Origin of the sequence: Mycoplasmopsis gallopavonis (assembly GCF_900660635.1) — a bacterium.
Classification (GTDB): Bacteria; Bacillota_I; Bacilli_A; order Mycoplasmatales; family Metamycoplasmataceae; genus Mycoplasmopsis; species Mycoplasmopsis gallopavonis.
Map to the genome: position 1 here is coordinate 109823 of NZ_LR215032.1, position 26960 is coordinate 136782.

General features: G+C 26.8%; 22 protein-coding genes and 2 pseudogenes. 13 read left to right on the forward strand and 11 right to left on the reverse strand.

The genetic code is table 4. The features are described from left to right. Nucleotides 1-161: 161 nt before the first annotated feature. The 4 genes from asnS to secA form a co-directional block, all read right to left on the reverse strand. Nucleotides 162-1514: an asparagine--tRNA ligase gene (gene asnS / locus EXC53_RS02840; protein ID WP_119572170.1), complete on the reverse strand. Its 1353-nt coding sequence runs from the start codon at nt 1512-1514 to the stop codon at nt 162-164. 24 nt (nt 1515-1538) lie between these two features. Next, complete coding sequence (locus EXC53_RS02845) at nt 1539-2003, reverse strand: YhcH/YjgK/YiaL family protein (protein WP_119572171.1); 465 nt, start codon at nt 2001-2003, stop codon at nt 1539-1541. Nucleotides 2004-2142: 139 nt separating this feature from the next. Then, nucleotides 2143-2631 carry a hypothetical protein gene (locus EXC53_RS02850; protein WP_119572172.1) on the reverse strand — a complete coding sequence of 163 codons (489 nt, stop codon included), beginning with the start codon at nt 2629-2631 and terminating at the stop codon, nt 2143-2145. Continuing rightward, nucleotides 2621-5752: a preprotein translocase subunit SecA gene (gene secA, locus EXC53_RS02855; protein WP_119572173.1), complete on the reverse strand. Its 3132-nt coding sequence runs from the start codon at nt 5750-5752 to the stop codon at nt 2621-2623. The genes EXC53_RS02850 and secA overlap by 11 nt, the downstream gene beginning before the upstream one ends. Before the next feature lie 184 nt (nt 5753-5936). Here secA and trpS point away from each other — a divergent pair, with 184 nt between their 5' ends. From trpS to EXC53_RS02870, 3 genes are read left to right on the forward strand one after another with little or no spacing between them, the layout of a single operon-like run. Further along, a complete protein-coding gene (gene trpS, locus EXC53_RS02860; RefSeq protein ID WP_119572174.1) occupies nt 5937-6932 on the forward strand; it encodes a tryptophan--tRNA ligase in 996 nt (331 codons plus the stop codon). Nucleotides 6933-6950: 18 nt separating this feature from the next. Then, nucleotides 6951-8693, forward strand: coding sequence for a threonine--tRNA ligase (gene thrS / locus EXC53_RS02865; protein WP_119572176.1), 1743 nt, complete (start codon nt 6951-6953; stop codon nt 8691-8693). Beyond that, a complete protein-coding gene (locus EXC53_RS02870) occupies nt 8693-9166 on the forward strand; it encodes a hypothetical protein (protein ID WP_119572175.1) in 474 nt (157 codons plus the stop codon). The genes thrS and EXC53_RS02870 overlap by 1 nt, the downstream gene beginning before the upstream one ends. A 22-nt stretch (nt 9167-9188) precedes the next feature. On the opposite strand, the gene EXC53_RS04210 is transcribed toward EXC53_RS02870, so the two are convergent. After that, nucleotides 9189-9329, reverse strand: a complete 141-nt coding sequence (locus tag EXC53_RS04210; RefSeq protein WP_165261024.1) for a hypothetical protein — start codon at nt 9327-9329, stop codon at nt 9189-9191. Nucleotides 9330-9369: 40 nt separating this feature from the next. On the opposite strand from EXC53_RS04210, the gene EXC53_RS02875 reads away from it, so the two are divergent. From EXC53_RS02875 to EXC53_RS02890, 4 genes and pseudogenes are all read left to right on the forward strand, one after another. Beyond that, on the forward strand, nt 9370-11058 hold the full coding sequence (locus EXC53_RS02875; protein ID WP_129724600.1) for an IS1634 family transposase: 1689 nt from the start codon (nt 9370-9372) through the stop codon (nt 11056-11058). Nucleotides 11059-11209: 151 nt separating this feature from the next. Further along, a pseudogene (locus EXC53_RS02880) lies at nt 11210-11521 on the forward strand (IS1634-like element ISMsy1 family transposase); the annotation flags it as partial. A gap of 27 nt (nt 11522-11548) precedes the next feature. Beyond that, on the forward strand, nt 11549-12763 hold the full coding sequence (locus EXC53_RS02885; protein ID WP_129724594.1) for an IS3 family transposase: 1215 nt from the start codon (nt 11549-11551) through the stop codon (nt 12761-12763). A gap of 21 nt (nt 12764-12784) precedes the next feature. Further along, nucleotides 12785-14170, forward strand: a pseudogene (locus EXC53_RS02890) (IS1634 family transposase); the annotation flags it as partial. Between the two features lie 84 nt (nt 14171-14254). Here the strand turns inward: EXC53_RS02890 and EXC53_RS02895 are convergent. Continuing rightward, nucleotides 14255-15514, reverse strand: a complete 1260-nt coding sequence (locus EXC53_RS02895; protein ID WP_129724682.1) for a DDE-type integrase/transposase/recombinase — start codon at nt 15512-15514, stop codon at nt 14255-14257. A gap of 127 nt (nt 15515-15641) precedes the next feature. Here EXC53_RS02895 and EXC53_RS02900 point away from each other — a divergent pair, with 127 nt between their 5' ends. From EXC53_RS02900 to EXC53_RS02910, 3 genes are read left to right on the forward strand one after another with little or no spacing between them, the layout of a single operon-like run. Next, nucleotides 15642-18407: a hypothetical protein gene (locus EXC53_RS02900; protein ID WP_129724684.1), complete on the forward strand. Its 2766-nt coding sequence runs from the start codon at nt 15642-15644 to the stop codon at nt 18405-18407. A 31-nt stretch (nt 18408-18438) separates the two neighbouring features. Then, nucleotides 18439-20127, forward strand: coding sequence for an IS1634 family transposase (locus EXC53_RS02905; RefSeq protein WP_129724600.1), 1689 nt, complete (start codon nt 18439-18441; stop codon nt 20125-20127). Nucleotides 20128-20164: 37 nt separating this feature from the next. Continuing rightward, entirely contained in the window at nt 20165-20839 is a 675-nt protein-coding gene (locus EXC53_RS02910; RefSeq protein WP_119572363.1) for a hypothetical protein, read from the forward strand. 32 nt (nt 20840-20871) lie between these two features. On the opposite strand, the gene EXC53_RS02915 is transcribed toward EXC53_RS02910, so the two are convergent. The 5 genes from EXC53_RS02915 to EXC53_RS02935 form a co-directional block, all read right to left on the reverse strand. After that, nucleotides 20872-22086 carry an IS3 family transposase gene (locus EXC53_RS02915; protein WP_129724594.1) on the reverse strand — a complete coding sequence of 405 codons (1215 nt, stop codon included), beginning with the start codon at nt 22084-22086 and terminating at the stop codon, nt 20872-20874. A gap of 60 nt (nt 22087-22146) precedes the next feature. Beyond that, nucleotides 22147-23025 carry a translation elongation factor Ts gene (tsf, locus tag EXC53_RS02920; RefSeq protein WP_119572281.1) on the reverse strand — a complete coding sequence of 293 codons (879 nt, stop codon included), beginning with the start codon at nt 23023-23025 and terminating at the stop codon, nt 22147-22149. A gap of 38 nt (nt 23026-23063) precedes the next feature. Beyond that, nucleotides 23064-23852: a 30S ribosomal protein S2 gene (rpsB, locus tag EXC53_RS02925; protein WP_119572280.1), complete on the reverse strand. Its 789-nt coding sequence runs from the start codon at nt 23850-23852 to the stop codon at nt 23064-23066. Nucleotides 23853-24088: 236 nt separating this feature from the next. Then, the gene (locus tag EXC53_RS02930) at nt 24089-24667 is read right to left on the reverse strand and encodes a hypothetical protein (protein ID WP_119572279.1); all 579 of its coding nucleotides are present in this window, start codon (nt 24665-24667) and stop codon (nt 24089-24091) included. Nucleotides 24668-24696: 29 nt separating this feature from the next. Further along, nucleotides 24697-25533 carry a Cof-type HAD-IIB family hydrolase gene (locus EXC53_RS02935; protein WP_119572278.1) on the reverse strand — a complete coding sequence of 279 codons (837 nt, stop codon included), beginning with the start codon at nt 25531-25533 and terminating at the stop codon, nt 24697-24699. Between the two features lie 62 nt (nt 25534-25595). Between EXC53_RS02935 and EXC53_RS02940 the strand changes: the two genes are divergently transcribed. The 3 genes from EXC53_RS02940 to EXC53_RS02950 are packed head-to-tail and all read left to right on the forward strand — an operon-like array spanning nt 25596 to nt 26949. Continuing rightward, nucleotides 25596-26072, forward strand: coding sequence for a hypothetical protein (locus tag EXC53_RS02940; protein WP_119572277.1), 477 nt, complete (start codon nt 25596-25598; stop codon nt 26070-26072). Further along, the gene (locus EXC53_RS02945) at nt 26072-26557 is read left to right on the forward strand and encodes a DUF4231 domain-containing protein (RefSeq protein ID WP_119572276.1); all 486 of its coding nucleotides are present in this window, start codon (nt 26072-26074) and stop codon (nt 26555-26557) included. The genes EXC53_RS02940 and EXC53_RS02945 overlap by 1 nt, the downstream gene beginning before the upstream one ends. Next, nucleotides 26557-26949 (forward strand): hypothetical protein, encoded by a 393-nt coding sequence (locus EXC53_RS02950; RefSeq protein ID WP_119572275.1) that lies wholly within the window; start codon nt 26557-26559, stop codon nt 26947-26949. The genes EXC53_RS02945 and EXC53_RS02950 overlap by 1 nt, the downstream gene beginning before the upstream one ends. Nucleotides 26950-26960: the final 11 nt, after the last annotated feature.

Consider the following 26960-nt stretch of genomic DNA (forward strand, 5'->3'; position numbering starts at 1 on the left):
TTTGTCCACTTTTCGTGTCCCAGTTTAAATTAAAATTAATTTAGTTTTTTTTTATTTTTCATAAAAATAATCATCAAAATATTCAGTAAGTTCCCAAAAAGGTGTTAAGAAAAATACGCACTCATTTTTGAAATGCATATTTCTTAAAAATATTCAGAAAATTACATTCTAATATTTCCTGTTGTTCTTGGGTAAGGAATTGCATCACGAATATTTTCCATTCCTGTTACATACATAACAAGCCTTTCGAAACCAATTCCAAATCCCGAACTTAACATATGACCAAATCTTCTTAAATCTAAGTATCATTGAAGATCTTCGGCATCAATTCCTAACTCATTCACTCTATTTAGGAGTTTATTGTAATCTGATTCACGTTGACTACCACCAATTAATTCACCAACTCCTGGTACGAGTAAGTCAAAAGCAGCAACAGTTTTACCATCTTCATTTTGATGCATGTAAAATGCTTTAAAATCTTTTGGAAAGTTGATTACCGCAACTGGTCCATTATAAATTTTTTCAGTTAAATATTTTTCATGTTCGCTTGCTAAATCTAAACCAAATTTGATATCTTGATTTTCAAAAATTGTTTTTACTTTAGCTAATTCTTCAATTGCTTCTTTATAATCAATGATTTTTAAAGGAGTTTCGATAAAATGAGTTAATTTTGCAATTAAACCTGGATTTTGTGAATCAAGATATTCAATTTCTACTTTATTTTTTGCCAAAGTATTTGCAATAACAACTTTTAACATATCATCTGCTAAATTAATCACATCATGTAAGTTGTAAAATGCAATTTCAGGTTCAATCATTCAAAATTCAGCAAGGTGTCTTTTGGTATTTGATCTTTCTGCTCTAAAAGTTGGCCCAAAAGTATAAATCTTATTCATTCCAATTGCATAAGATTCACCATGTAATTGACCAGTTACACCAAGAGTTGCTTTATTTCCCTTTCCAAAAAATGGAACTTCAATGTTACCATCAGAAACTGCGAAAGTTTCCCCAGCTCCTTCTCCGTCATTTGAAGTAATAATTGGACTATTCATGTAAAAGAAATCACGAAAAGCAAAATACTTATGAACTTCTTGCGCGAGAGTTGAACGCACTAACATGATTGCACGAAATAAATTAGTACGATGTCTTAAATGTGGTAATTCTCTTAATGTTTCTAATTTAATTTCTTGATTTTGAATTGGATAGTCTTCATCTACTTTTTTGGCTTCTAAAATTTCCACTACATTCATTTCAATTGGTTGTGGAGAATTTGGTGTTGCTTTTAAAGTTCCTTGAACTTTTAAAGCAGAACCAGGTTTTAAACTATCAAGTAATTCAAAATCAAATTCACCTTTAAAAACTAATTGTAAATTAGCAACTGTTGAACCATCGTTAAGTTCGATAAAACGAATTTTTTTATTACCTCTATTTGAAGCAACTCAACCGGCAATTTTGACATTTTCTCATTGATCATAAAAGTTAGGTTTAAATAAAATTTTTTTAATTGATTCCATAATTATCCTTACTATAAATTGTTTTTAATTGACTTTAATTTTAACAACATATTTGTTAATTTTTGTGAATTTTTGATTTGAAATTTTAGGTGCATGAAATTCACCTGGGAAAAATAAAGCAAAAGTATTAGGTTTTAAAATGATTTTATTAGTATATTCTTTTACTTTAACTAAATATAAATCGTAAGTTAAATCTTCAAGTAAGATATCATCTTTTGTGAAATGTAAATCTTCATCATAATAAATAATTTCATCACAAGTTCCACCATAAACGTGAATATCTACAAATTTTTCGTGAACTTCTCCGAATTTCAATTCTGGATAAGCATCTTGAAAATCTAATTTCACCACTTTAATTGCTTCATTAATAATATTTGGACCAAGCTTTAATTCATCAAATTTTATTTCTTTAAGCAGCGAAAGAGCATGATTAACTTCTGGATATTTAGTTTGATATTTATCGATATTTTTTAAACTATCAAAAATCATTTTATCCTCCTTTGTAATAAAAACTAAATCTTCGAAATAGCGATGTGTTTATTATAGCATTTTAATAACTTAGCTCTGAAAATTATCATTCTTTTTTTACCAAAATGAAAAAATAAAAACCGTTATTAAACGGTTTAAATTAAGTTTTTAAATTACTATAAATAACAATTCCAATAATAATAAATGGAGCTAAAATTAAGAAAAATAAAGCTAAAACAAAATAATATGGAAAATGTGTATTTTTTTCATCTTTTTCTTGTTTTTTAGCAATCTTTTCTTGTTCTAATTTCAAATACATCGCTTTTTCTTGTGGACTTAATTTTTTTAGCTGTGATTCTTTTTTAGCTTTACGAGCATCTGCAATATTATTACTAAAATTAGATCGAAATCTTTTTAAAAATCCTCAACGGAAAACTAAAATTAAAAGATCGATTAAAAAAACAATAAACGAACTATAACCGATAATATCAACTAAATTCTTTAAACGATCTTCTGGTTTATAGCCTAAGAATAAAACTAGTAAAAAAAGAATTAATCAAAAAAGTAAAAAACTAGAAACAATGATGTAAAAACGCTTTGTAGTAAATTCGTATTTTAATTTAGCCTTTAATCAATTACTAAACTTCATTTGTTTTTACTTTCTTAGGACGACCACGTTTTTTCTTCACTTCGTTTGTTACATTTTCTTGTTTAGGTGGTCTACCACGTTTTGATTTTTGGTTTGCTTCTGAATTTTCAACTATATTTTTTCGAGGACGACCACGTTTTTTGGTAGTTTTTGAGCTAGATTCTTCCAAGCTAATGGTTTCTTCTTTTGCAATTGGTTGTACTTGTTCTGATTGAATCTCTTGATTTAGGTTATTTTCAATAAAACTATTTTCTACTCATTTGTTTTGAGTTTTTAAAACCATTTCAAATTCTGTTTTTTCAAATTCCAGCTCAGCTTCTAATCTACTCATTTCTTCAGATTGTTCAACTGATTTTTGCATTAAATTTGAATATTCAATTAGTAAATTAGTATCAAATGGTTTTTCTTTTAATTCTTCATTAATTTTTTTAATTTGTTCGTTAGTTTGATTAAAGAAACTTTTACGGATTTTAAGAACTTCTTCTTTTTGGTTTATTTTTGCACTTGCATTAGCAATAAGTTCTTTTTGAAGTTGCTCTTCTTTTAATTTAGCCTCAGCTTCTAATCTTTCTTGCTCTTTTTTAGCAAGTCGTTCTTGTTCAGCTATTTTATTTTCTTCTTCAATTTCGAGTAGACGAGCTTTTACATTTTGATAAAGTTCAATTAAATCTTTTTCTTGCTCTTCAAAATCACGATATGGATCAAAATAGAAACCAGATTGAACTTGAATGAAAACAGGATCGGCTTTCATTTCTTTGGTGATTAAAGATTTTTGACCAATTCGATTAGAAAATAGCTCTAGTAAAACACCATAAGCGATATCTTCAATCATAAATCTAAATGTTTTTGTTCCCTCTTCTGTGTAAACTTGGTATGGATTTTTTTGTGAATATTGAACTAAATTAACATTGGATCTTAATTTATCCATTTTGTTAATATGATTTTGTCATCTATCATCTAGAATTTGAAGAATAATTTCTCGTTCAATTTTTTCAAGTTCTTCCATTCCGACATTTTCAATTGCATTAGCTCTTCAGTGTTCGTAAACAGTTAAAATAATGTTAGCAATATAATCAGGAAGATCTTTTTCGTGAATTTTTTGGATTTCATGTAAATCAAAATGAAACTTGACTAATAATCCGATTTTTTGATTTAAGAAATTAATTAAAGCTTCATAGTTATAAGTTTTATTGTGAAGGTAATATTCTCCGCTTCTTACAATTGAACGAGCAGCTGAAGAAATCATTCTTTGAACTATTAAATCAATATTTTTATTAGTTAAAATCAGATCCCTTTGTGAATAAATTAAATCTCTTTGTTGACGAATTACATCATCATAGCTTAAAACACTTTTACGAGAATCATAGTTGAAACCTTCGATTTTTCTTTGAGCATGTTTAAGTCCTAATTTTAAGGTTTTAGCCTTAATTTCTTGACCTTTAAATTCTTGATACTCATCCTTTAAGCTAGCTCCGCTAGCAAATCTTTGCATTAATTGATCATCTAATGAAATATAAAACTTACTTGTTCCAACATCTCCTTGACGACCACTTCTACCTCTTAATTGATTATCAATTCTTCTTGATTCTGCTTTATCTGTTCCAAGAACATAAAGTCCACCCAGAGCAATTGCTTCTGGTGAAGGTTTAATATCAGTTCCACGTCCTGCCATATTAGTTGCAATAGTAACAGATTTGACTTGTCCTGCTTTTGCAATAATTTCTGCTTCTGAAGCATTTTGTTTAGCATTTAAAACAGTGTGAGGAATTCCTTTTTGTAATAAAACTTTGTGAAGAGCTTCTGAATCTTCAATTTGTGCTGTTCCAACTAAAACAGGTTGTCCGATTGTATAAAGTTCCTTAATTTTTTCAGAAACAGCTTCTCATTTATCTTCCATTGATTGAAAAATTGCATCAGGTTCATCAATCCGAGCAATCGGACGGTTGGTTGGAACAACATTAACACGCATATTATAGATATCAATAAATTCTTGTTCCTCAGTTTTTCCTGTTCCTGTCATTCCACATAATTTTTTGAACATTCTAAAGAAGTTTTGGTAGGTAATAGTTGCTAAAGTTTTTGTTTCAGCTTCCACTTCCACACCTTCTTTAGCTTGTAAAGCTTGTTGCAGACCTTCTGAGTAACTTCTTCCTTCCATGATCCGACCAGTGAATGAATCGACAAGCTCGATTTTACCTTCTTTAATGATGTATTCCACATCTTTTCGCATAATTTTATGAGCTCTTAATGCATTTGAAACTAAGTGAACTGTTTCTGAATTTTCAATATCATATAAATTATTAAAATGAAAGAATTCATTAGCACGAGCAATTCCTGAGTGTGTTAAACTAATTGCTTTTGTTTCATCATCAATTTCGTAATCATCAGGACCAAGTGTTCGAACAAATTGATCCGCTGAAAAATATCCTGTTAAATCTTCACCTTTTCCACCTGAAATAATGAGCGGAGTTTTGGCTTCATCAATTAAAATTGAATCCACTTCGTCAATTAAACAAAATTGTAATCCTCTCTGCACTTTTTCACCAATATTTGAAACCATATTATCTCTAAGGTAATCAAAACCTAATTCTGAATGAACAGAATAAGTAATATCACAAGCATAAGCAGCACGTTTTGAGTAAGGATCCATCTGAGCTTTATTAATTCCGACAGTTAAACCAAGAAATTTGAAAACTTGTCCCATTTCTTCGGCGTCACGTTCAGAAAGATACTCATTAACTGTTGAAACTATCGCTCCTTTCCCAAGAAGTGCGTTCAAATAAACTGGTGCAATTGAAGTAATTGTTTTACCTTCACCAGTTTTCATTTCAGCAACAGAACCAAGATCAAGAAGTAATCCACCTAACATTTGAACATCATAAGGACGCTTTCCTAAAACACGTTTAGTTGCTTCACGTGAAACAGCAAAAACATCATTACGAATTTCTTCAAGAGTGTGTCCTTCTGCTAAAAGCTTTTTAAAGAAAAGAGTTTGTTCTTTAAGTTGTTCATCAGAAAATTTTTCAACAATTTTCTCAAGTTTATTAATCTTTTTTAAAGAACGCTCAGCAATTCTCATTTCAGTAGTTTTAAAGTCAAAAAAATCTTTTATTTTTTTCATATTTTTAAATTATATTATTCTTTTAATTTTTTAAAAGGAATTTAAAATCTCTAAATAATTTCTTAAATTCAAAAAATCACCAAATAAATTGACCCAACTTAATTTACTATAGATTTTTGTAATATAATTTAAACACTATTTATATATTTAAATATTAAATTGCCTATTCTAGAATGGAGAAAATATGAAAAAAAGATTAGTAAGTGGAATTAAACCTACTGGTGATCTTACACTTGGAAATTATATTGGTGCTCTTAAAAATTTTGTTAAAATGCAGCAAGAATATGATTCATATTTATTTGTTGCTGACTTACACGCTTTAACAACTGGATCTGTTGATCCTAAGGAGCTAAAAAAAGCAAGATACGAAATTGTTGCAATGTATTTAGCTTGTGGCTTAGATCCTGAAAAAACTACAATTTTCTTTCAAAGCGATTTAACAGAGCACTCAGAAGCACAATGATTAATGACTAGCGAAGTGTCATTAGGTGAATTAAATAGAATGACCCAATTTAAGGATAAGGCTCAAAAAGTCACGAAACAAGAAAATGGAACTGAAAAAATTCCTGCCGGATTATTGATGTATCCAGTTTTAATGGCTGCTGATATTTTAATTTATAATGCAGATGTTGTTCCTGTTGGAGAAGACCAAAAACAACACTTAGAATTAACAAAAACAATTGCAAATCGACTTAATAAAAACTATAAAACAAACTTTAAAATCCCACAAGGAATTGTTCCACCAGTTGGGGCAAGAATTAAATCTTTAACTAATCCTGAAGTTAAAATGTCAAAAAGTGAAAAAAGTGCAAAATCGACAATTTATTTACACGATGATCCAGAAGCTGCTTACAAAAAAATTCTAAAAGCAGTTACTGATTCTGAAAATAAAGTTTATATATCAGAAAATAAACCTGGAATTTTAAACTTATTACATATTTATGCAGCTTTAACTAACCAAACCTTAGAACAAGTTGAAGCAAAATTTAAAAATTCAAATTATGGAGAATTTAAGCACGAAGTAGGATTAGTTGTAAAAAATGAACTAACCAAAATTCAAACTAAATATAACGAAATTCAACCATTGGTTGCAAAAGTTGTTGAACAAGGAAAAATTAAAGCACAAGCAATTTGTAAACCTATTGTTCAAGAACTTAAACAAAAAATGGGTTTTAATTAATTGAAAGGCAAATATATGATTAAAGCAAATAAACATTTAAACCATACAACAAGTCACTTATTAGGTGCAGCTGTTTCTCGTCTTTATCCTGGTGTGAAATTAGGGTTTGGACCAGCTACTGAGGAAGGGTTTTACTACGATTTTGAATTTGTAGAACCACTTAGTGATACAGAACTACCTAAAATCGAAAAAGAAATGAAGCGTCTTGCTTCTCGAAACTTAGTAATGAAAAAAGTTTCAATTGATCAATATGATTTTGAAAACAAACCTTACAAAAAAGAACTTTACGATGAATTAGTTGCCAAAGGTGAAACCATAACATTTTATGCATTAGTTGATCCGCTTAGCAACGAAACTATTTTCGTTGACCTTTGTGCTGGTGGGCATGTTGAAGATACTAAGCATATTAAAAACTTCAAATTGCTCAATTTAGCCGGAGCGTACTGAAGAGGAAACTCTGATAATATTCAACTAACAAGAATTTACGGAACTAGTTGAGAAAGCAAAGAAGAACTTGCTTCATACTTAGAAATTTTAAAAGATCGTAAAGAGAGAGATCACCGTAAAATCGGTAAAGAAATGAAACTCTTTACATTTAATAAATTAGGTGGACAAGGTTTTCCATTTTGACTTGAAGATGGAATGTATATCCATAATGAAATTCGCAATTTAGTTCTCAAAATGGATCGTAAATATGGATTTACCGAAGTTTTAACTCCACACTTTGGAGAAGAAGAACTTTATAAAATTTCTGGTCACTTAGCTCACTATAAAGACGATATGTTTAAACCAATTTTAGTCGAAAACGAAAGATTAATTCCTCGTCCAATGACTTGTCCACATCACATCATTTGTTATAATACAGAAAAAAGATCATACCGTGATTTACCAATTCGTTATAGCGAACAATCTCAACTTTATCGTTATGAAAAATCAGGTGCTTTAACAGGCCTTGAAAGAGTTAGAGGTATGCTTCTAACAGAAGGTCACTTATTTGTTCGTAAAGATCAAATTGCACAAGAATTTAAGCACATGTATAATCAAGTAAAAGAAACATTAGAAGCTTTCAAAATCGAAATTAGTTATGTTTCTTTAAGTTTAAGAGATCCTGAAGATAAAGAAAAATACTATGAAGATGACGAAATGTGAAATGCAGCCGAAAATGAACTTAGAAGTGTTTTAAATGAATTAGATGTTAAATACGAGGAAAAAATCGGAGAAGCTGCTTTTTATGGTCCAAAAATGGATATTCAAATTTTTACAGCACTTGGACACGAAATTACTGTTTCGACTCTTCAATTAGATTTCTTATTACCACAAAGATTTGACATTAGTTATATCAATAAAGACGGAAAAGATGAGCGTCCTGTTATGATCCACCGTGGTTTAGTTGGTACTTACGAAAGATTTGTTTCAATTTTAATTGAACAAACCAAAGGTGTTTTACCATTTTGACTAGCACCAAAGCAAATCACAGTAATTCCTGTTAACAACGAATCTGATTTACAGTATGCCCACGAAGTTAATGATTATTTATTTGATCAAGGTTTCCGTTCAAAAATTGATTCTCGTAACGAAAGACTTAATAAAAAAATTCGTGAAGCACAAATGTCTAAATCAAAAATTCAAGTAATTTTAGGTCAAGAAGAAAGAGAAAATCGTCAAGTATCTTATCGTAAATATGGTGAACAAGAAACTCATAAAATGGACCTTGATAGTTTTGTAATTATGCTTCACCAACTTAAAAGTTCAAAAAACTAATGAATTTACAAAATATAAAGAAAACTAAAACAAATTATTACAAAGTAATTTATATCTTGACAATCCTTGTTCTTGGGATTTTTGGAATTTTAATTAGTGATAATATTTTTAAATTTCAAATCTTCGGAGTTCCGCTCCCTATTTACGCAAGAATTTTGAGCAATTTAATTTACACAACAATAATTATTAGTTTAGGAATTTTCTTAATTTTCAAAAACAAAATTAATACCTGATTTTTTCAAATGTCAATTTTTATTCTTGGAATTTTAGTAACTTTTGCTTGAATTCCTACAGCCGAACTAGTAAAAGATAATAACGGCAAAGTTATTTCATCCCATTACAAATGACTTTGATATAAATTAGATGCACTTGTTGTTTTTGCATGTTATGCAACTCTTTATTTTTTAAGTCTCGTTTTTGTAACTAATATCAATATATATAAAATCAAAAAACAAAAAGAACAAAAAAATTAAATTTTATATTAGGATAAATAAATTAGACACTTAACGTCGCATGTATTGAAAAACCATGTGGCGTTTTTCAATTTAAATTTGATTGAGGTCTTTCAAAGTTATATCCTGAGTTTCCAAGTTGGAAGCTCTTTTTTATACCTTTTACCTTATTACTTATATACATAGTATATAAGTACAATTTTTAATTATTTTAATTTTTTACAATGATTACAATGATAATAATGTATAATATAAATATGAGCAACTACATTTTGTATAAAAGAAAAAACCCAAAAGGGATTTACATTGCATTAGGAATATCAAAAGGATACGGTAAAGGGATTGGGAATTTAGTTGGATTAGGTTATTGAGAAGAAATTAAAGAAAAATATTCTCTGCAAAACATCGATGATTTAAAACCAATTGCTAGATTGGTTCCTGTTGGAGAAGATAAAATTGAAGTTAAAACCAAATTTTTCCAATTACTTAACCCAACATCTGTCGAAACAAATGTAAAAAACGTTGGTATTGAACTTATTTATAAAGTAATTAAAGAACTAGATTTATTTAAAGGATTACCTAAAACTAAACACAAATCTTTAGAAGAAGTATTAGAATTTATTGTTGCAACAAGAATAATTCAACCAAGAAGTTATATTTGTCAATACAAAAACAAAAATGATTTTTTACATAAGATAGATGTAAAAAAATCTTCAATTTATAACTATTTTGATACTTTTTTAGAATATAAAAATACAATTTTAGTCAATATTTATAACAAAATGCAAGAATTGACAACTAGAAACACAAAATTAATGCATTTTGATAATACAACTGTTTATTTTCAAAGTTTTTCAAGAGATGGTTTGAGACAAAGAGGTTTTTCTAAAGATGGAAAGCATGATGAAGATCAAATTGTTGTGGCTATGGCAGTTGATAATAATGGTATTCCTTTTCACTATAAAGTCTTCGAAGGAAATACTGGAGATTCTAAAACTCTTGTGAAATTTTTAATTGAAATGCAAAGAATTTACAAAACAAAAGACACAATAATAGTTGCTGATAAAGGTATTAGTCAAAATGCAAATTTAAGATATTTAGAACAAAAAGGATATAAATATATAGTACAGAAACGTATTGATATTCTTGGAAAAGAAGATAAAGCATTTATAGTAAATGATCAAGGGTTTGTTCAAGAAAATGATTATTTTACTAAATCTAGATTCGTCCAATCTGTTTGAGCTAAAAACAAAAATAAAAAAAGATATAGCGATACTTTTAGAAAACAATTTGTCTATTTTAGCCCTTCAAAACAAACTTTAGACAAAATAAAAAGACAAAATCTTATTAATAAATTGGAGAAAAAGTCTATTAACGGTGAATTGCCATTAAGTGCTTTGGTTCCTGAATATAAGAAAAAGTATATGGATGTAGATGGTAAAACAGTCGGAAGATTAAATATCGAAAAAATTAAAAAAGTAGCTAATGAAGATGGCTTTTATATGATTGAAACCAACATAACAAACATAGATTCAAAAGAAGCGAATGAAATATATAAGGGACAATGAAAAGTGGAAGAAGGTTTCAGAACCTTAAAATCAGCAATCGAAGTTAGGCCGATGTACGTTTATAAAGACGAGCATATTCAATCTCATGTATTTTTATGCTTTTTATCTCTAATTGTTTTGAAATATTGCATTTATAAATTAAAGAAATTTTATAAAGATAATGGAGAGATCCAAAAACTCACAATGAATATGTTTATAGATGCATTGAAACTTATAACAATCACAACAAAGACTGTGAATGGTAAAGTTGTAAGTGAAATCAAGAATAATTTAGACCCAGAACATAAGGAATTAAACAAAATATATAGTGATTTTCAATATGCAGTGGATGGTCTATCATTGTAATTTAAAAGTACAAAAAACGAATACGCCTTATTTGTAGGTGTATTCGTTTTTTTCTTCATTACAACTTGGAAACGCAGGTTTTATACCTTTTACCTTATTACTTATATACATAGTATATAAGTACAATTTTTAATTATTTTAATTTTTTACAATGATTACAATGATAATAATGTATAATATAAATATGAGCAACTACATTTTGTATAAAAGAAAAAACCCAAAAGGGATTTACATTGCATTAGGAATATCGAAAGGATACGGTAAAGGGATTGGGAATTTAGTTGGATTAGGTTATTGAGAAGAAATTAAAGAAAAATATTCTCTGCAAAACATCGATGATTTAAAACCAATTGCTAGATTGGTTCCTGTTGGAGAAGATAAAATTGAAGTTAAAACCAAATTTTTCCAATTACTTAACCCAACATCTGTCGAAACAAATGTAAAAAACGTTGGTATTAAACTAGGACAATAAAAATTAACATTCCTTCGAATGTTAATTTTTTATATTTTTAAAGGAGAAAAAATGGGAAAACATTTTACAGAAGAACAAGAAAAAGAAATTTATAATACATTTTTTCAATTAGGTAAAAAGGATGCGATTGAACTGATGTATAAATATGGTGCAAAAGCAAAAGATAAATATGTGAAAGCGAGATTACGAAGAATATTAAAACATTATAATTTTAATATGAATAAAAAACCAAGAAAGCCTGGAACCGGTAGGTCAAGAAAAGCGAAAGAACAAGATATAAATTGAAACATTTTTACACGAGAAGATTTAATTGAAATTGCAAAAAGATATAGAGAAATTACAAAAGATAAATTTAAAACAGAGAAAGTTCAAGAGGCATCAAATATTAATATGGCTTCGTATAAACTTGCTATTTTGTTGTATCTTTGTAGACAAACAATATCCAAACATAAAAGAAATAATTTTGCTCCTAAAAATAAATCCAGAAAAATAAAGTACCAAGACTTGATTATTGATTCATTTAAACAAAATAGATCTAAATATGGTAGACAAAAATTAAAATATTTTATCTTAAAGCACTATAAAATAGACATAAACGAAAGAACTCTAGGAAGATATATGAATGCCTTAGGTTTATTTTGCAATGTCAGAAAAAGAAAAAAACTAAAAGAATCAAAGAACACATCTATCATAAAAGAAAACATTGTTAATAGAGATTATAATGATGTATATAACAGAAATATATACGCTACTGATGTAACATATCTTCCAGCGACAAAAGATGCAATAAACAATAATGTTTATCTTTCAGTAGTAATTAAACATAAAACTAAAGAAATAATTAGTTTTTCTCTTTCCAAATTTAATGATTCAAAATTAATTTACAAAACATTTGAAAATGTTGATTTTGAAAAAAGTTTTATACTACATTCAGATCATTGCTCAACTTATACATCTGATGATTTTTCTCGTTTTATTCAAAATAAAGGTGGAATAATTTCGCTTTCAAAAGTAGGAAATAGTTTAGATAATAGAGTTGTGGAATATTGATTTTCAAATTTAAAAACTGAATTAATTAGAGATTTAAATATCAAAGCTATGACTTTGAATGAACTAGAAAAAGTGATATCTAATTATGTTCATTGATACAATAAATTTAGAATTCAATCATGTCTGAATTGAAAAACCCCATACGAATATAGTATGGGGCTATCCAATTTAATAAATTGTTAATTTTTTCTGTCCTAGTTTAGTATTGAACTTATTTATAAAGTAATTAAAGAACTAGATTTATTTAAAGGATTACCTAAAACTAAACACAAATCTTTAGAAGAAGTATTAGAATTTATTGTTGCAACAAGAATAATTCAACCAAGAAGTTATATTTGTCAATACAAAAACAAAAATGATTTTTTACATAAGATAGATGTAAAAAAATCTTCAATTTATAACTATTTTGATACTTTTTTAGAATATAAAAATACAATTTTAGTCAATATTTATAACAAAATGCAAGAATTGACAACTAGAAACACAAAATTAATGCATTTTGATAATACAACTGTTTATTTTCAAAGTTTTTCAAGAGATGGTTTGAGACAAAGAGGTTTTTCTAAAGATGGAAAGCATGATGAAGATCAAATTGTTGTGGCTATGGCAGTTGATAATAATGGTATTCCTTTTCACTATAAAGTCTTCGAAGGAAATACTGGAGATTCTAAAACTCTTGTGAAATTTTTAATTGAAATGCAAAGAATTTACAAAACAAAAGACACAATAATAGTTGCTGATAAAGGTATTAGTCAAAATGCAAATTTAAGATATTTAGAACAAAAAGGATATAAATATATAGTACAGAAACGTATTGATATTCTTGGAAAAGAAGATAAAGCATTTATAGTAAATGATCAAGGGTTTGTTCAAGAAAATGATTATTTTACTAAATCTAGATTCGTCCAATCTGTTTGAGCTAAAAACAAAAATAAAAAAAGATATAGCGATACTTTTAGAAAACAATTTGTCTATTTTAGCCCTTCAAAACAAACTTTAGACAAAATAAAAAGACAAAATCTTATTAATAAATTGGAGAAAAAGTCTATTAACGGTGAATTGCCATTAAGTGCTTTGGTTCCTGAATATAAGAAAAAGTATATGGATGTAGATGGTAAAACAGTCGGAAGATTAAATATCGAAAAAATTAAAAAAGTAGCTAATGAAGATGGCTTTTATATGATTGAAACCAACATAACAAACATAGATTCAAAAGAAGCGAATGAAATATATAAGGGACAATGAAAAGTGGAAGAAGGTTTCAGAACCTTAAAATCAGCAATCGAAGTTAGGCCGATGTACGTTTATAAAGACGAGCATATTCAATCTCATGTATTTTTATGCTTTTTATCTCTAATTGTTTTGAAATATTGCATTTATAAATTAAAGAAATTTTATAAAGATAATGGAGAGATCCAAAAACTCACAATGAATATGTTTATAGATGCATTGAAACTTATAACAATCACAACAAAGACTGTGAATGGTAAAGTTGTAAGTGAAATCAAGAATAATTTAGACCCAGAACATAAGGAATTAAACAAAATATATTGTGATTTTCAATATGCGGTTGATGGTCTATCATTGTAATTTAGAAGCACAAAAAACGAATACGCCTTATTTGTAGGTGTATTCGTTTTTTTCTTCATTACAACTTGGAAACACAGGAATAAATTAGACACTTAACGTCGCATGTATTGAAAAACCATGTGGCGTTTTTCAATTTAAATTTGATTGAGGTCTTTCAAAGTTATATCAAGAAAAATATTTAGATATGATTGAATTGACTTCGCTATCTAACATTTTATCAGTTTCATAAAAATCTAATAATTCTCTTTGAATTAATGCAAAAATAAATTCGGAAGGTCTATTTGCTAATGAATTACCTTTTGGAGACATTGATTGTTTAGTATTTACATTTTTTAAAAATTTAGAAAAGGCAAAATTTGCATACTCAATTCCGTGATCTGAATGAAAAATAGTAGGTTTGACTTTGTGGTTATCAAGAGTATCTTGAACAAGTTTTATAGTAGATGCAGAATCTCTTATATCCGATAAAGTTCAATTTAAAACAGTGTTACTAAAAGTTTCGGTGATAACATGAAGAAATCTCATTCCTTCTTTTGTTTTAATAAATTTAATATCTGCATGTAATTTTTCACCAAAATAATTTGATTTAAAATTTCCTTGAACTAAATCTGATGCTCAGATTCTAGAGAATTTTTCCTCTTTATTTTTCTTTGATTTTTTCTTTTGATATGCTCTTGATTTATATTGATTAAATTCATAATTTAGTCTAAATAAATATGAAGAAATTCTTTTTTGGTGCGTTAATAAGTATTTTTGATAAAGTTTATCTCTTCCTATAACAAAATTAGAATTTTTAGCTTCTAAATTAATTCAATTAATTAATTCATGATCAATATATTTCTTTTTGTCAATTTTTTCTTTCTTAGAACAAGAGTAATAAAAAGAAGTTCGATTTAATTTCAAAACTAATGAAATTTTTGAAATATTTCTAAATTGTTTACTTTTTTCTTCTTTTCTTTTTCTAATTTTTTCAAAAATTTCTTGTTGTTTTATTCCTCTTTCTTCCAAAATTTCTTCCATAATATCCTGATAAAGATCTCTATCTTCCTCACACAATTCATTGATGCTAACTCTTTTTCTTCTTCCTGAGTTAGGTTTTTTACTTTTACCTGATTTACTTTCTAAATTATTCATGTTAGAATGATATATTTTTATCCAACTCTTTAATAAAGCTTTCGCTCTTCTATAAGGATTTTCATGCTTACCCTCTTTTCTTTGTTTTATGATTTGATATCTTTCTCAAAAATCTTCAACAAAAGTTATAATCGCTATTTCAAAACCTTCTTTTTGGTAAATGTGGATATATTTTAATTTTTGTTCTTTTGTAAATTGTTTTAAACGCATAAAAAAGACACACTCCTTTATTTTTGGAATGTGTCTAATTTTTTTATCCTGATTTAAAAAAAATTAAATTTTGTTCTTTTTTTGTTCTTTTTGAGAAAAAAGTTATTTAAAAAATAGGAGGTCAAAAATGCAACTACAAAAAAATCATAAAATTGCACTAATTTTACTAACATTAGGCTTATCAGCAACTATTGCTAGTCCAATTATTGCAAAACAAATTTGAAATGGACAAGGCTCCAGCTTAGAGTACATTCATATTCCATTAATTAAACAAAAACAAAAAATTAATTCTAATCTTGAAACTATTACTAAAAATTATCAAAACAAAATTCCTCAAATTGAAGCAAAAATTAAGCAATTAATCAATTCTAAACAAACCCAAGATGATAAACTTTTGCAAATTAATAATTCTTTGAATACAACAACTTCATTAAAAATCAAAATCCAAAATTTAATTCGTGCTTATAGACAATTTTTAATTAACCCTACCTCAATCCATGATTATCTAAGTTCTAAATATCAAAGCATCTTTGATGCTTTAAAAGTAGAAAATTGAGCAGATAATCAAACTAAACTTGCTCTTACACCAGATTTGCAAGAACAAGTTAATAATCTTCAAAAACAATTAATTACTTATTTAGAAACATTTAAACTTAAATCGCAAAACGCAAATGAGTTAATTTCGAATAATAAAGATAACAAAATTTTAGAATTTCACTTACATAACGATCTTGATGCTATTACCTTTAATGCTCAAAATTATTTTAATGAATATCATAGTATCTTTCTTCAATTTAACAAAATCACCAAGGACAACTTCCGAAATTTCCTAATTGCATTTGACACTTTTTTTGAAAGTGTTGAAGAACAAATTTCTAAATTAAATAGTTCATTAAATCTTTATATTGAAGCACTTGTACAAAAAGAAAACTTAATTACAGAAAAAATTAAAGATTTAAGTTTACAAAAAGATCTCTTTTTTAATTCGATTGAAATACTTCAAAAATATTTACAAGAAAATAAACAAACTTATGAATTAATTAAATTAGATTCTGATTATTTAGGTTCAATTATCGAAAATCAAAAGCTCACAAATATCAATAAAGAACTTGTTTACAAAAGTTTTCTACACGCATATGCACTGAAATTCGATACATTAAGCTCTTCTTTCCTAAATTATTTAACATCTATTTTAGAATTAGAAATTAATTTACCTGAATTTATTTCAAAAGTCCAAAATTTAAAAAATCAAACACTCGAAATTCGAAACAATAATCAAGAATTAATTAATCTAGCCCACAGTGATTTAAAAAACATTAAAGTTCAACAAAATATCGGAGAAATTTTTAAAAATATTTTTAATTTAAATATCAATTTGATTGATAATATTTTGAATTTAATTGAAAATCAAACAAATGAATTAAGCTTTTTAAATGATGAAAAACAACGTCTCTTTGGAGAAGTTGAAATTCAAAATAGCAAAATCGATCAAATAAATTTAGTTTTAATCAATTCTCAAAATGAAATATTAACTTTAAATTCTAAAATTAGCAAGATTGAAAAGTCGATTCACAAAGCACAAACTCAAAATTTAGTCGAAGAAATTGCTAATTTAAGTAGCAAGCTTAAATCATTAAATAAAGAAAAACAAAAAGTCGCATTGGTACAAAAAGAGCAAGAACAAGAAAAAAATATCATTCAAAACCAATATAATCAACTTACAAATAAATTAATTAAATTAATAAGCATCTCTGAACAAAAACTAATTATTTTAAAACATATGAATTTGAGTTTATCAATACTTTTTCAAGAAAATACAACAAATAATAATTTAATTGAAACTCTTAGATTAAAAGTTCAAGAGCTGACTAATTTAAATGCCGAGAATAAAAAAATCAAAGAAAATCTTGTAAAAGAACACAAACTTGAAGTTACAAAATTTGAAAACAAAATTCAAAGCTTAATACTTGAAACTAAGCTCAAAAATGAAAAGTTAAACTCATATAAACTTGAAATAAGTAATATTAATAATCAAATTGATTCTTTAAATATTGCTAATCGAAACTTAACTAGTAATATTGAGATTTTGAATTTAGAAATTAACAAATATCAAGATAAAATTAATCAACAAAAGCTCCAAATTCAAGATAAAGAAACTGAAATTGCTAAGTTGGAAGCAAAAATTCTAAATCAACAAAACAAAATTCAAAATTATGAAACCCAGTTAATTGATCTTAGAAATTCTAATCCTGAAAATGATTCGAAAATCATGGCAATTAAGCAAGAATTAAATCAAGCTAAACTAACAATTGAAAATTTAAAAAACAGCAAAGCACAAATGCAAGAAATAATTTTAGAATGACAAGCTAAACTAGAAAAAGAGAAAATTCAAAATCAAGCTATCATTTCGAAACTAAACGAAAAGTTAAACGATCAAAATGAAAAGCTCAAACTTGTCAAGCTAGAATTAAATAAAAGTGAAGAAATTAAAAATAACCTTTTAGCTCAGTTATCGGTAGCAGAAAAAGAAATTTCAAACTTAAAGATTCAACTAGAAACAAAAGAAAATGAAAAACAAAAATTAATGTCACTTTTAAAAGAGAAAGAGTCACTAAATGAAACTGAAAAAGCTAAGCTTAATACCATTATTAATGAATTAAGCAAAGAAAAAGAAAAATTAACAAGCGAAATAGCAAGCCTAGAAGCAAATAGAACGATCGAAGATAAAAAGAAAGATGATTTAATAAAAACTCTTGGTTACCAAAATCAAACATTAAAATTAGAACTAGAAAAGCTTAATCAAAATTTCAATAATAATTTTGTTCCCTGAGTTTCCAAGTTGGAAGCTCTTTTTTATACCTTTTACCTTATTACTTATATACATAGTATATAAGTACAATTTTTAATTATTTTAATTTTTTACAATGATTACAATGATAATAATGTATAATATAAATATGAGCAACTACATTTTGTATAAAAGAAAAAACCCAAAAGGGATTTACATTGCATTAGGAATATCAAAAGGATACGGTAAAGGGATTGGGAATTTAGTTGGATTAGGTTATTGAGAAGAAATTAAAGAAAAATATTCTCTGCAAAACATCGATGATTTAAAACCAATTGCTAGATTGGTTCCTGTTGGAGAAGATAAAATTGAAGTTAAAACCAAATTTTTCCAATTACTTAACCCAACATCTGTCGAAACAAATGTAAAAAACGTTGGTATTGAACTTATTTATAAAGTAATTAAAGAACTAGATTTATTTAAAGGATTACCTAAAACTAAACACAAATCTTTAGAAGAAGTATTAGAATTTATTGTTGCAACAAGAATAATTCAACCAAGAAGTTATATTTGTCAATACAAAAACAAAAATGATTTTTTACATAAGATAGATGTAAAAAAATCTTCAATTTATAACTATTTTGATACTTTTTTAGAATATAAAAATACAATTTTAGTCAATATTTATAACAAAATGCAAGAATTGACAACTAGAAACACAAAATTAATGCATTTTGATAATACAACTGTTTATTTTCAAAGTTTTTCAAGAGATGGTTTGAGACAAAGAGGTTTTTCTAAAGATGGAAAGCATGATGAAGATCAAATTGTTGTGGCTATGGCAGTTGATAATAATGGTATTCCTTTTCACTATAAAGTCTTCGAAGGAAATACTGGAGATTCTAAAACTCTTGTGAAATTTTTAATTGAAATGCAAAGAATTTACAAAACAAAAGACACAATAATAGTTGCTGATAAAGGTATTAGTCAAAATGCAAATTTAAGATATTTAGAACAAAAAGGATATAAATATATAGTACAGAAACGTATTGATATTCTTGGAAAAGAAGATAAAGCATTTATAGTAAATGATCAAGGGTTTGTTCAAGAAAATGATTATTTTACTAAATCTAGATTCGTCCAATCTGTTTGAGCTAAAAACAAAAATAAAAAAAGATATAGCGATACTTTTAGAAAACAATTTGTCTATTTTAGCCCTTCAAAACAAACTTTAGACAAAATAAAAAGACAAAATCTTATTAATAAATTGGAGAAAAAGTCTATTAACGGTGAATTGCCATTAAGTGCTTTGGTTCCTGAATATAAGAAAAAGTATATGGATGTAGATGGTAAAACAGTCGGAAGATTAAATATCGAAAAAATTAAAAAAGTAGCTAATGAAGATGGCTTTTATATGATTGAAACCAACATAACAAACATAGATTCAAAAGAAGCGAATGAAATATATAAGGGACAATGAAAAGTGGAAGAAGGTTTCAGAACCTTAAAATCAGCAATCGAAGTTAGGCCGATGTACGTTTATAAAGACGAGCATATTCAATCTCATGTATTTTTATGCTTTTTATCTCTAATTGTTTTGAAATATTGCATTTATAAATTAAAGAAATTTTATAAAGATAATGGAGAGATCCAAAAACTCACAATGAATATGTTTATAGATGCATTGAAACTTATAACAATCACAACAAAGACTGTGAATGGTAAAGTTGTAAGTGAAATCAAGAATAATTTAGACCCAGAACATAAGGAATTAAACAAAATATATAGTGATTTTCAATATGCAGTGGATGGTCTATCATTGTAATTTAAAAGTACAAAAAACGAATACGCCTTATTTGTAGGTGTATTCGTTTTTTTCTTCATTACAACTTGGAAACGCAGGAGAAGCAAATAGAACGATCGAAGATAAAAAGAAAGATGATTTAATAAAAACTCTTGGTTACCAAAATCAAACATTAAAATTAGAACTAGAAAAGCTTAATCAAAATTTCAATAATAATTTTGTTCTTTTAAAATCTGAAAATGACAAACTGAAAAAAGAAATTGACAAAACAACAATGAACATGATTAAACTTAGTCAAGAAAATGATCGCAAGCTCAAAGAAGTTCTAGATCAAAAAGAAAGACTTTTATCAGATCTTAAACAAATCAAAATTACCGAACTTACTTATGCTCAACTTGTTCTCAAAGCCAACCAAATTATTCAAAAAGCAATTTCAATACTCAAAACTTTTAAAGAATGAACGGAAGTTGAAGATTATGAAATTCACTTGCCTGCACTAAATTACGATTATTCTCTAAGACATAGCGGTTATGGAACAGAGGTAACGCCAAGATGAAAAGAATATGCTGATAACTTAGAAAGATTTATATCAGTTCATCCTTGCAAAAAATTAATAAAATACAAGAACAATGGTGCACAAATTATTAATGAAGTTTTAGAAGTCTTGAAGCAATGAAATTTACCAGAATCATTGAATAATCAAATGACTGCATTAATTAACGAAAGTAATTAAAAAACTAGCGTTTTAAACTAGGACAGAAAAAATTAACAATTTATTAAATTGGATAGCCCCATACTATATTCGTATGGGGTTTTTCAATTCAGACATGATTGAATTCTAAATTTATTGTATCAATGAACATAATTAGATATCACTTTTTCTAGTTCATTCAAAGTCATAGCTTTGATATTTAAATCTCTAATTAATTCAGTTTTTAAATTTGAAAATCAATATTCCACAACTCTATTATCTAAACTATTTCCTACTTTTGAAAGCGAAATTATTCCACCTTTATTTTGAATAAAACGAGAAAAATCATCAGATGTATAAGTTGAGCAATGATCTGAATGTAGTATAAAACTTTTTTCAAAATCAACATTTTCAAATGTTTTGTAAATTAATTTTGAATCATTAAATTTGGAAAGAGAAAAACTAATTATTTCTTTAGTTTTATGTTTAATTACTACTGAAAGATAAACATTATTGTTTATTGCATCTTTTGTCGCTGGAAGATATGTTACATCAGTAGCGTATATATTTCTGTTATATACATCATTATAATCTCTATTAACAATGTTTTCTTTTATGATAGATGTGTTCTTTGATTCTTTTAGTTTTTTTCTTTTTCTGACATTGCAAAATAAACCTAAGGCATTCATATATCTTCCTAGAGTTCTTTCGTTTATGTCTATTTTATAGTGCTTTAAGATAAAATATTTTAATTTTTGTCTACCATATTTAGATCTATTTTGTTTAAATGAATCAATAATCAAGTCTTGGTACTTTATTTTTCTGGATTTATTTTTAGGAGCAAAATTATTTCTTTTATGTTTGGATATTGTTTGTCTACAAAGATACAACAAAATAGCAAGTTTATACGAAGCCATATTAATATTTGATGCCTCTTGAACTTTCTCTGTTTTAAATTTATCTTTTGTAATTTCTCTATATCTTTTTGCAATTTCAATTAAATCTTCTCGTGTAAAAATGTTTCAATTTATATCTTGTTCTTTCGCTTTTCTTGACCTACCGGTTCCAGGCTTTCTTGGTTTTTTATTCATATTAAAATTATAATGTTTTAATATTCTTCGTAATCTCGCTTTCACATATTTATCTTTTGCTTTTGCACCATATTTATACATCAGTTCAATCGCATCCTTTTTACCTAATTGAAAAAATGTATTATAAATTTCTTTTTCTTGTTCTTCTGTAAAATGTTTTCCCATTTTTTCTCCTTTAAAAATATAAAAAATTAACATTCGAAGGAATGTTAATTTTTATTGTCCTAGTTTATTTGCTAGTTTTTTTCTTTATTTAAATTATTTAACCATACTTGCAACTTCAGAAGCAAAATCTGATTGAACTTTTTCAATTCCTTCACCTACTTCATATCTTACAAATGCAACAAGTGATGAATTGTGGTTTGCTAAGTATTTTTCAATTGATAAGCTGTCTTCCATTACAAATGCTTGTTTAACTAAAACAAATTCTGAAAGTTGTTTGTTTAATCAACCTTCTTTAATTGAAATTTGAATTTTTTCTGGTTTTGAGCTAAAGTTTGCTGGTTCTTGGAATCCTGCTTTAATTTCTTCTAATCTAGCTGCAGGAATATCTTCTACAAATCCAAATTCTGGGTTCATAGCTGAAATATGCATTGCAACATTTCTTGCTGCTTCTGCATCTTGACCTTTAACTGTTACGACAGTAGCAACACGTGAGTTTGCGTGAACATAAACACCTAAAACTTCACCTTCTCCAGCTTCGATAAATGTTACACGACGTAATGAAATATTTTCACCAATAACTGATGTAGCGTTTAATAAAGCATTTTTAATTGATTGTCCATCTGCTAAAACAACTTCTAACGCTTCTTCTAATGATTTAGCTTTTGCGTTAAAAATTGCTTCTGTAACTTCATTTACTAATGAAATGAATTTTGCATTTTGAGCAACGAAATCTGTTTCTGAGTTAATTTCCACTAAAACAGCTTCTTTTTCATTTCCGAAAGCGTTAACTACACCTTCTGCTGAAATTCTTCCTGCTTTTTTAGCAGCTTTAACAATTCCGTTTTCCTTTAATCATGCAATAGCAGCTTCGATATCGTATGATGTAGCTTCTAAAGCTTTTTTAACATCGATAAGAGCTGAGTTTGTTCTTGCACGTAATTCTTTAATTTTTTCCATTTTGTTGTCAGCCATGGTCGCCTCCTAATATTTGTAAATTTTAAATTTTAAAATTATTCTTCTACTTTTTTACTTTGAAAATCTGGTAAAACAACTTTTTCGTCTTCTTGATATGCAAAAAGTTGTTGTCCACCTTGAGCTTTAACAATCGCATCAGCAAGAATTGTCATAATTAATGTGATTGATTTAGCTGAATCATCATTTGCAGGAATTCCAAAATCAACTGAATCTGGATCTGCATTAGTATCTAAAATACCAATAACTTTGATTTTCTTTCTTCTTGCTTCTTTAACAGCAATTTCATCTTCATTTGGATCAGCAACAATCATAACTTGTGGTAAACGTTTCATGTTTCTAATACCATCAAGGTTTTTGTGTAATTTGTCTAATTCTTTTTGGAAGTTAATTGCTTCTTTCTTTGTGTAACCTTGGAAGTTTTTAGCTGCTTTAGCTTCTAATTCTTCCATTTTCTTAACACGTGACATAATTGTTTCATTGTTTGTAAGTGTTCCACCTAATCATCTTTCTGTTACATAAAGTGATTTTGTTCTTTCAGCAGCAGCTTTAACAGCTTCTCTTGCTTGTTTTTTTGTACCAACAAAAATAAATTGTGCGTGTTTTGAAGCTAATTGATTAACTAATGTGTAAGCAAATTCTAAATATTTTTGTGTTTTTGAAATATCAATAATGTGTGAACCTTTATTTCTTCTGTTAGGAACAATAAAGTCTTTCATTTTTGGATTTCATGTGTGTGATTTATGTCCGAAGTAAGCTCCGGCTTCTAATAATTTGTTTTTAGAAACAATAGGTTGTCTTGTTTCTTGTTTTTTTGTATCTGTCATTCTTAATACATTCCTTTTCTTTAGTTTGTTATTCTAAATAAATACTTCGAACACCTAGCACTTCTAGTAAGAAGCACACCCAAGTGAATTCGTATTTATTGCTTATTATTTTCAAATAATAATAGCTGAGTTGTTTAACTCTTGTTTCTATTTTAGCATTTTTTTTAATTTATCAAACTAAATAAAACTATTAGTTTTAAACAAAAAAGTGGTTAAAACCACTTTTGTAAATATTTTTAATTATTTTTGTCTTCTTCTGTTTGTTTTGTACTTAAAAATTTGAAATTTGGTAGCTTTGCAAAGTTATTTTTAAATGTCAAAATAATAATCGCAATAAGACTAATAGTTAAAATAAGCTCTCAAAGTCCAAAGATTAAAACTTCCATTGGTTTTTGAATTGAAAAACCAAAAAATGTTAAATAAGGAATTACTAATGTAAAAATGATTAAGAAAAAGATAATATAAGTAATACTCATAATTGAAGAAGAGTCTTTTGATTTTTTAATTCCAAAACTTCAAATATTCACGATAATAATAACAACAAAAATACTTAAAGAAATTAGTTCTAAAATTTTAAATGAAGATTCAATGTATGACATTTGAATTGCTTTTTTTGTTCAAGTTAAAATTGTAAGATCGCTTGAATTAACTAAATTTTCATAAAGTTTGTTAATATTTCCTAAATCTAATCAATTCTGTCCACTAATTCATTGCCCTGCTAGCGAAATTCTTAAAATTGCTGCAATTAAAAAAGTTAAGGCACCAAAACAAGCTAATGAATTAATAATTGTTTTTGTGTAATTATTTGTTTTCATTTTTCTCCTTTAATTTTTAAATAATTATTTTATTTTTTACCTTGTTGTGAAATTGCTCTTTTAAGCTCAAAATCACTACGATATAAATAATCATTAACAGCTTCCACAAGACCTAATTGATCAACGCTAGAAGTATAGTATTTTGCATATGAACGTGTTAAATCATCCGCATTTTCCATTGCATAACTATAACCTACAACTTCAAACATAGAAATATCATTTGGGCTATCACCAATTGCCATTACATTTTCAACACTTGTATTAAACACATTTTCACAAAGTCACTTAATTCCAGAACCTTTTGAAACACCTGTTTTAGTAATTTCAATATGTGTTTTTAAATTACATACATTTAAATTAACGCCTTCTTCTTGGGTTAATTTGTAAAAATATTCTAATTTTTGAGGATCTCCATAAGCCTCAATTTTATGCATATCTTCGTTTAAACGACCATCTAAAATTCACTCATCATATTCACAAAATTCAGTAATAAAATTTTTAAATTCTTCTGTATACATGTGTAAATAATATTGATGTGTCCCGAAATAATAAAGACCTACTCCTGCTTTTTCAGCTAATCTTCAAATTTTTTTAGCTTCTTCTAATGGTAAAATTTCTAAATTTAAAATTTTCTTATCTTGATTATCTCAAATTAAAGCTCCATTTGAGCAAATAACATAACGACCATTAAGTTCATCTGCTAATCTTTGAATTTTTTGGTAGGGTCCATTACCAGTATTAATTACAAATGGCACTCCTTTTGCTGCAATTTCTGCCATTTTATGTTTAGTTTCATCTGCTAATTTTTTGTGTGGAAAACCATAAATTGTTCCATCAACATCACTAAATATTGCTCATTTATTCATATTTTCTATTATACTAAGATAATTTATTTTTATAAAGTTATATTTATAATAGAATTTATTACATGAATAAATTAATTAAAGCATTAAATAAAAAAATAATTTCCGATCGTCGGAAATTAAAAATTTACAAGATTCTTGATACATTGATTTCGATTTCTATTGCAGCATTTAATCTTTCAATTATTATTGTTGCAATTATTACCTTAATTACTCTAATTAGATATAAAAATAGACATTCAGAAATAGCTAATCAAATTAGTCAAAATTCATTTTGAACTTTGGTTGCACTAACCTCTTTAATTATCATTGCATTCATCATCACTATTGTGCTTGCAATTTATAAATACAATAGTCGCCAAAATGAATACAAAAAAATTTACAACACTTTAAGATATTTACAGATTAAACATGATGCAGGTGAAATTAATGACGAAAAGTTAAATGAATTTGTTAATAAGTTATGAATCAAAGCTACAACTAAAACTAAATTAACAGTTTCAAAAATTATTAAAGATCAAATTACTTCGGGAGGAAAATAATGTCTAAATCATATGCTTCTTTTTTAAAAATTAAAAAAAGATTAACAATTCAAATTATTATTTATGGTTTTTTCTATTACTTATTTAATCTCACCACAATTTTTGCAGCTTTTTATGTTGGTTTGCTTGCGATTTTATTTTTAGCAGGTGCAAATAAAAATTATCCTGAAAATATTAAAAATCCTTACTTTGATCCTGAATTTTTAAATTATAGTGGAACTTATGTAATTATTACAACTTGAATTAACTCAATTACAGGATTATTAACTGGTCTTCTTTCATTTTTTATGATTAACAATCGTTTCAAAAGTCGTAAAATTAAACTTAAAAAAATTCAATTTGAAGAACTTGTTTTTAGAGGAAATGTTGGAAATTATAAATTAGCAGCTTCACAGAGCGAACGTGAATATATGCTCTATAAAAGATGCGTCAAAATTCTAGACTTTGATCGTTTTACCACAACTAATTTACAAGGAGAAATCTAATGAAAGAACAAAATTTAGATACTCAAAAATTACTAGAAAATACAAATGAAATTCAGAAAAAGATTAAATATAAATATTGAAAAAGTCGTGGAGTGTTTATTAGTTTATCATTAATTGCCTTAATAATTGCAGCGGTCACTGTTATCTTAAACTTGAGTGCGATTCGTTTTAATGAAATACCTGCATTAACAATGAATTTTTTCGTAGCAATGGCTGTTTTAACCGTTTTAACAACTTTACTTGTATCACTTCAATCTTTCTTTAACATCCAAGAACGTAAGAATATCTTAAATGAAAATATTTCTAAAAATGAACAAATTGCTAAAGAGCTTAAAGAAGGTAAGGAAATGACACAAGAAGATATAGATCAAATTTTAAACACAATTACATAAAAAACACGCTT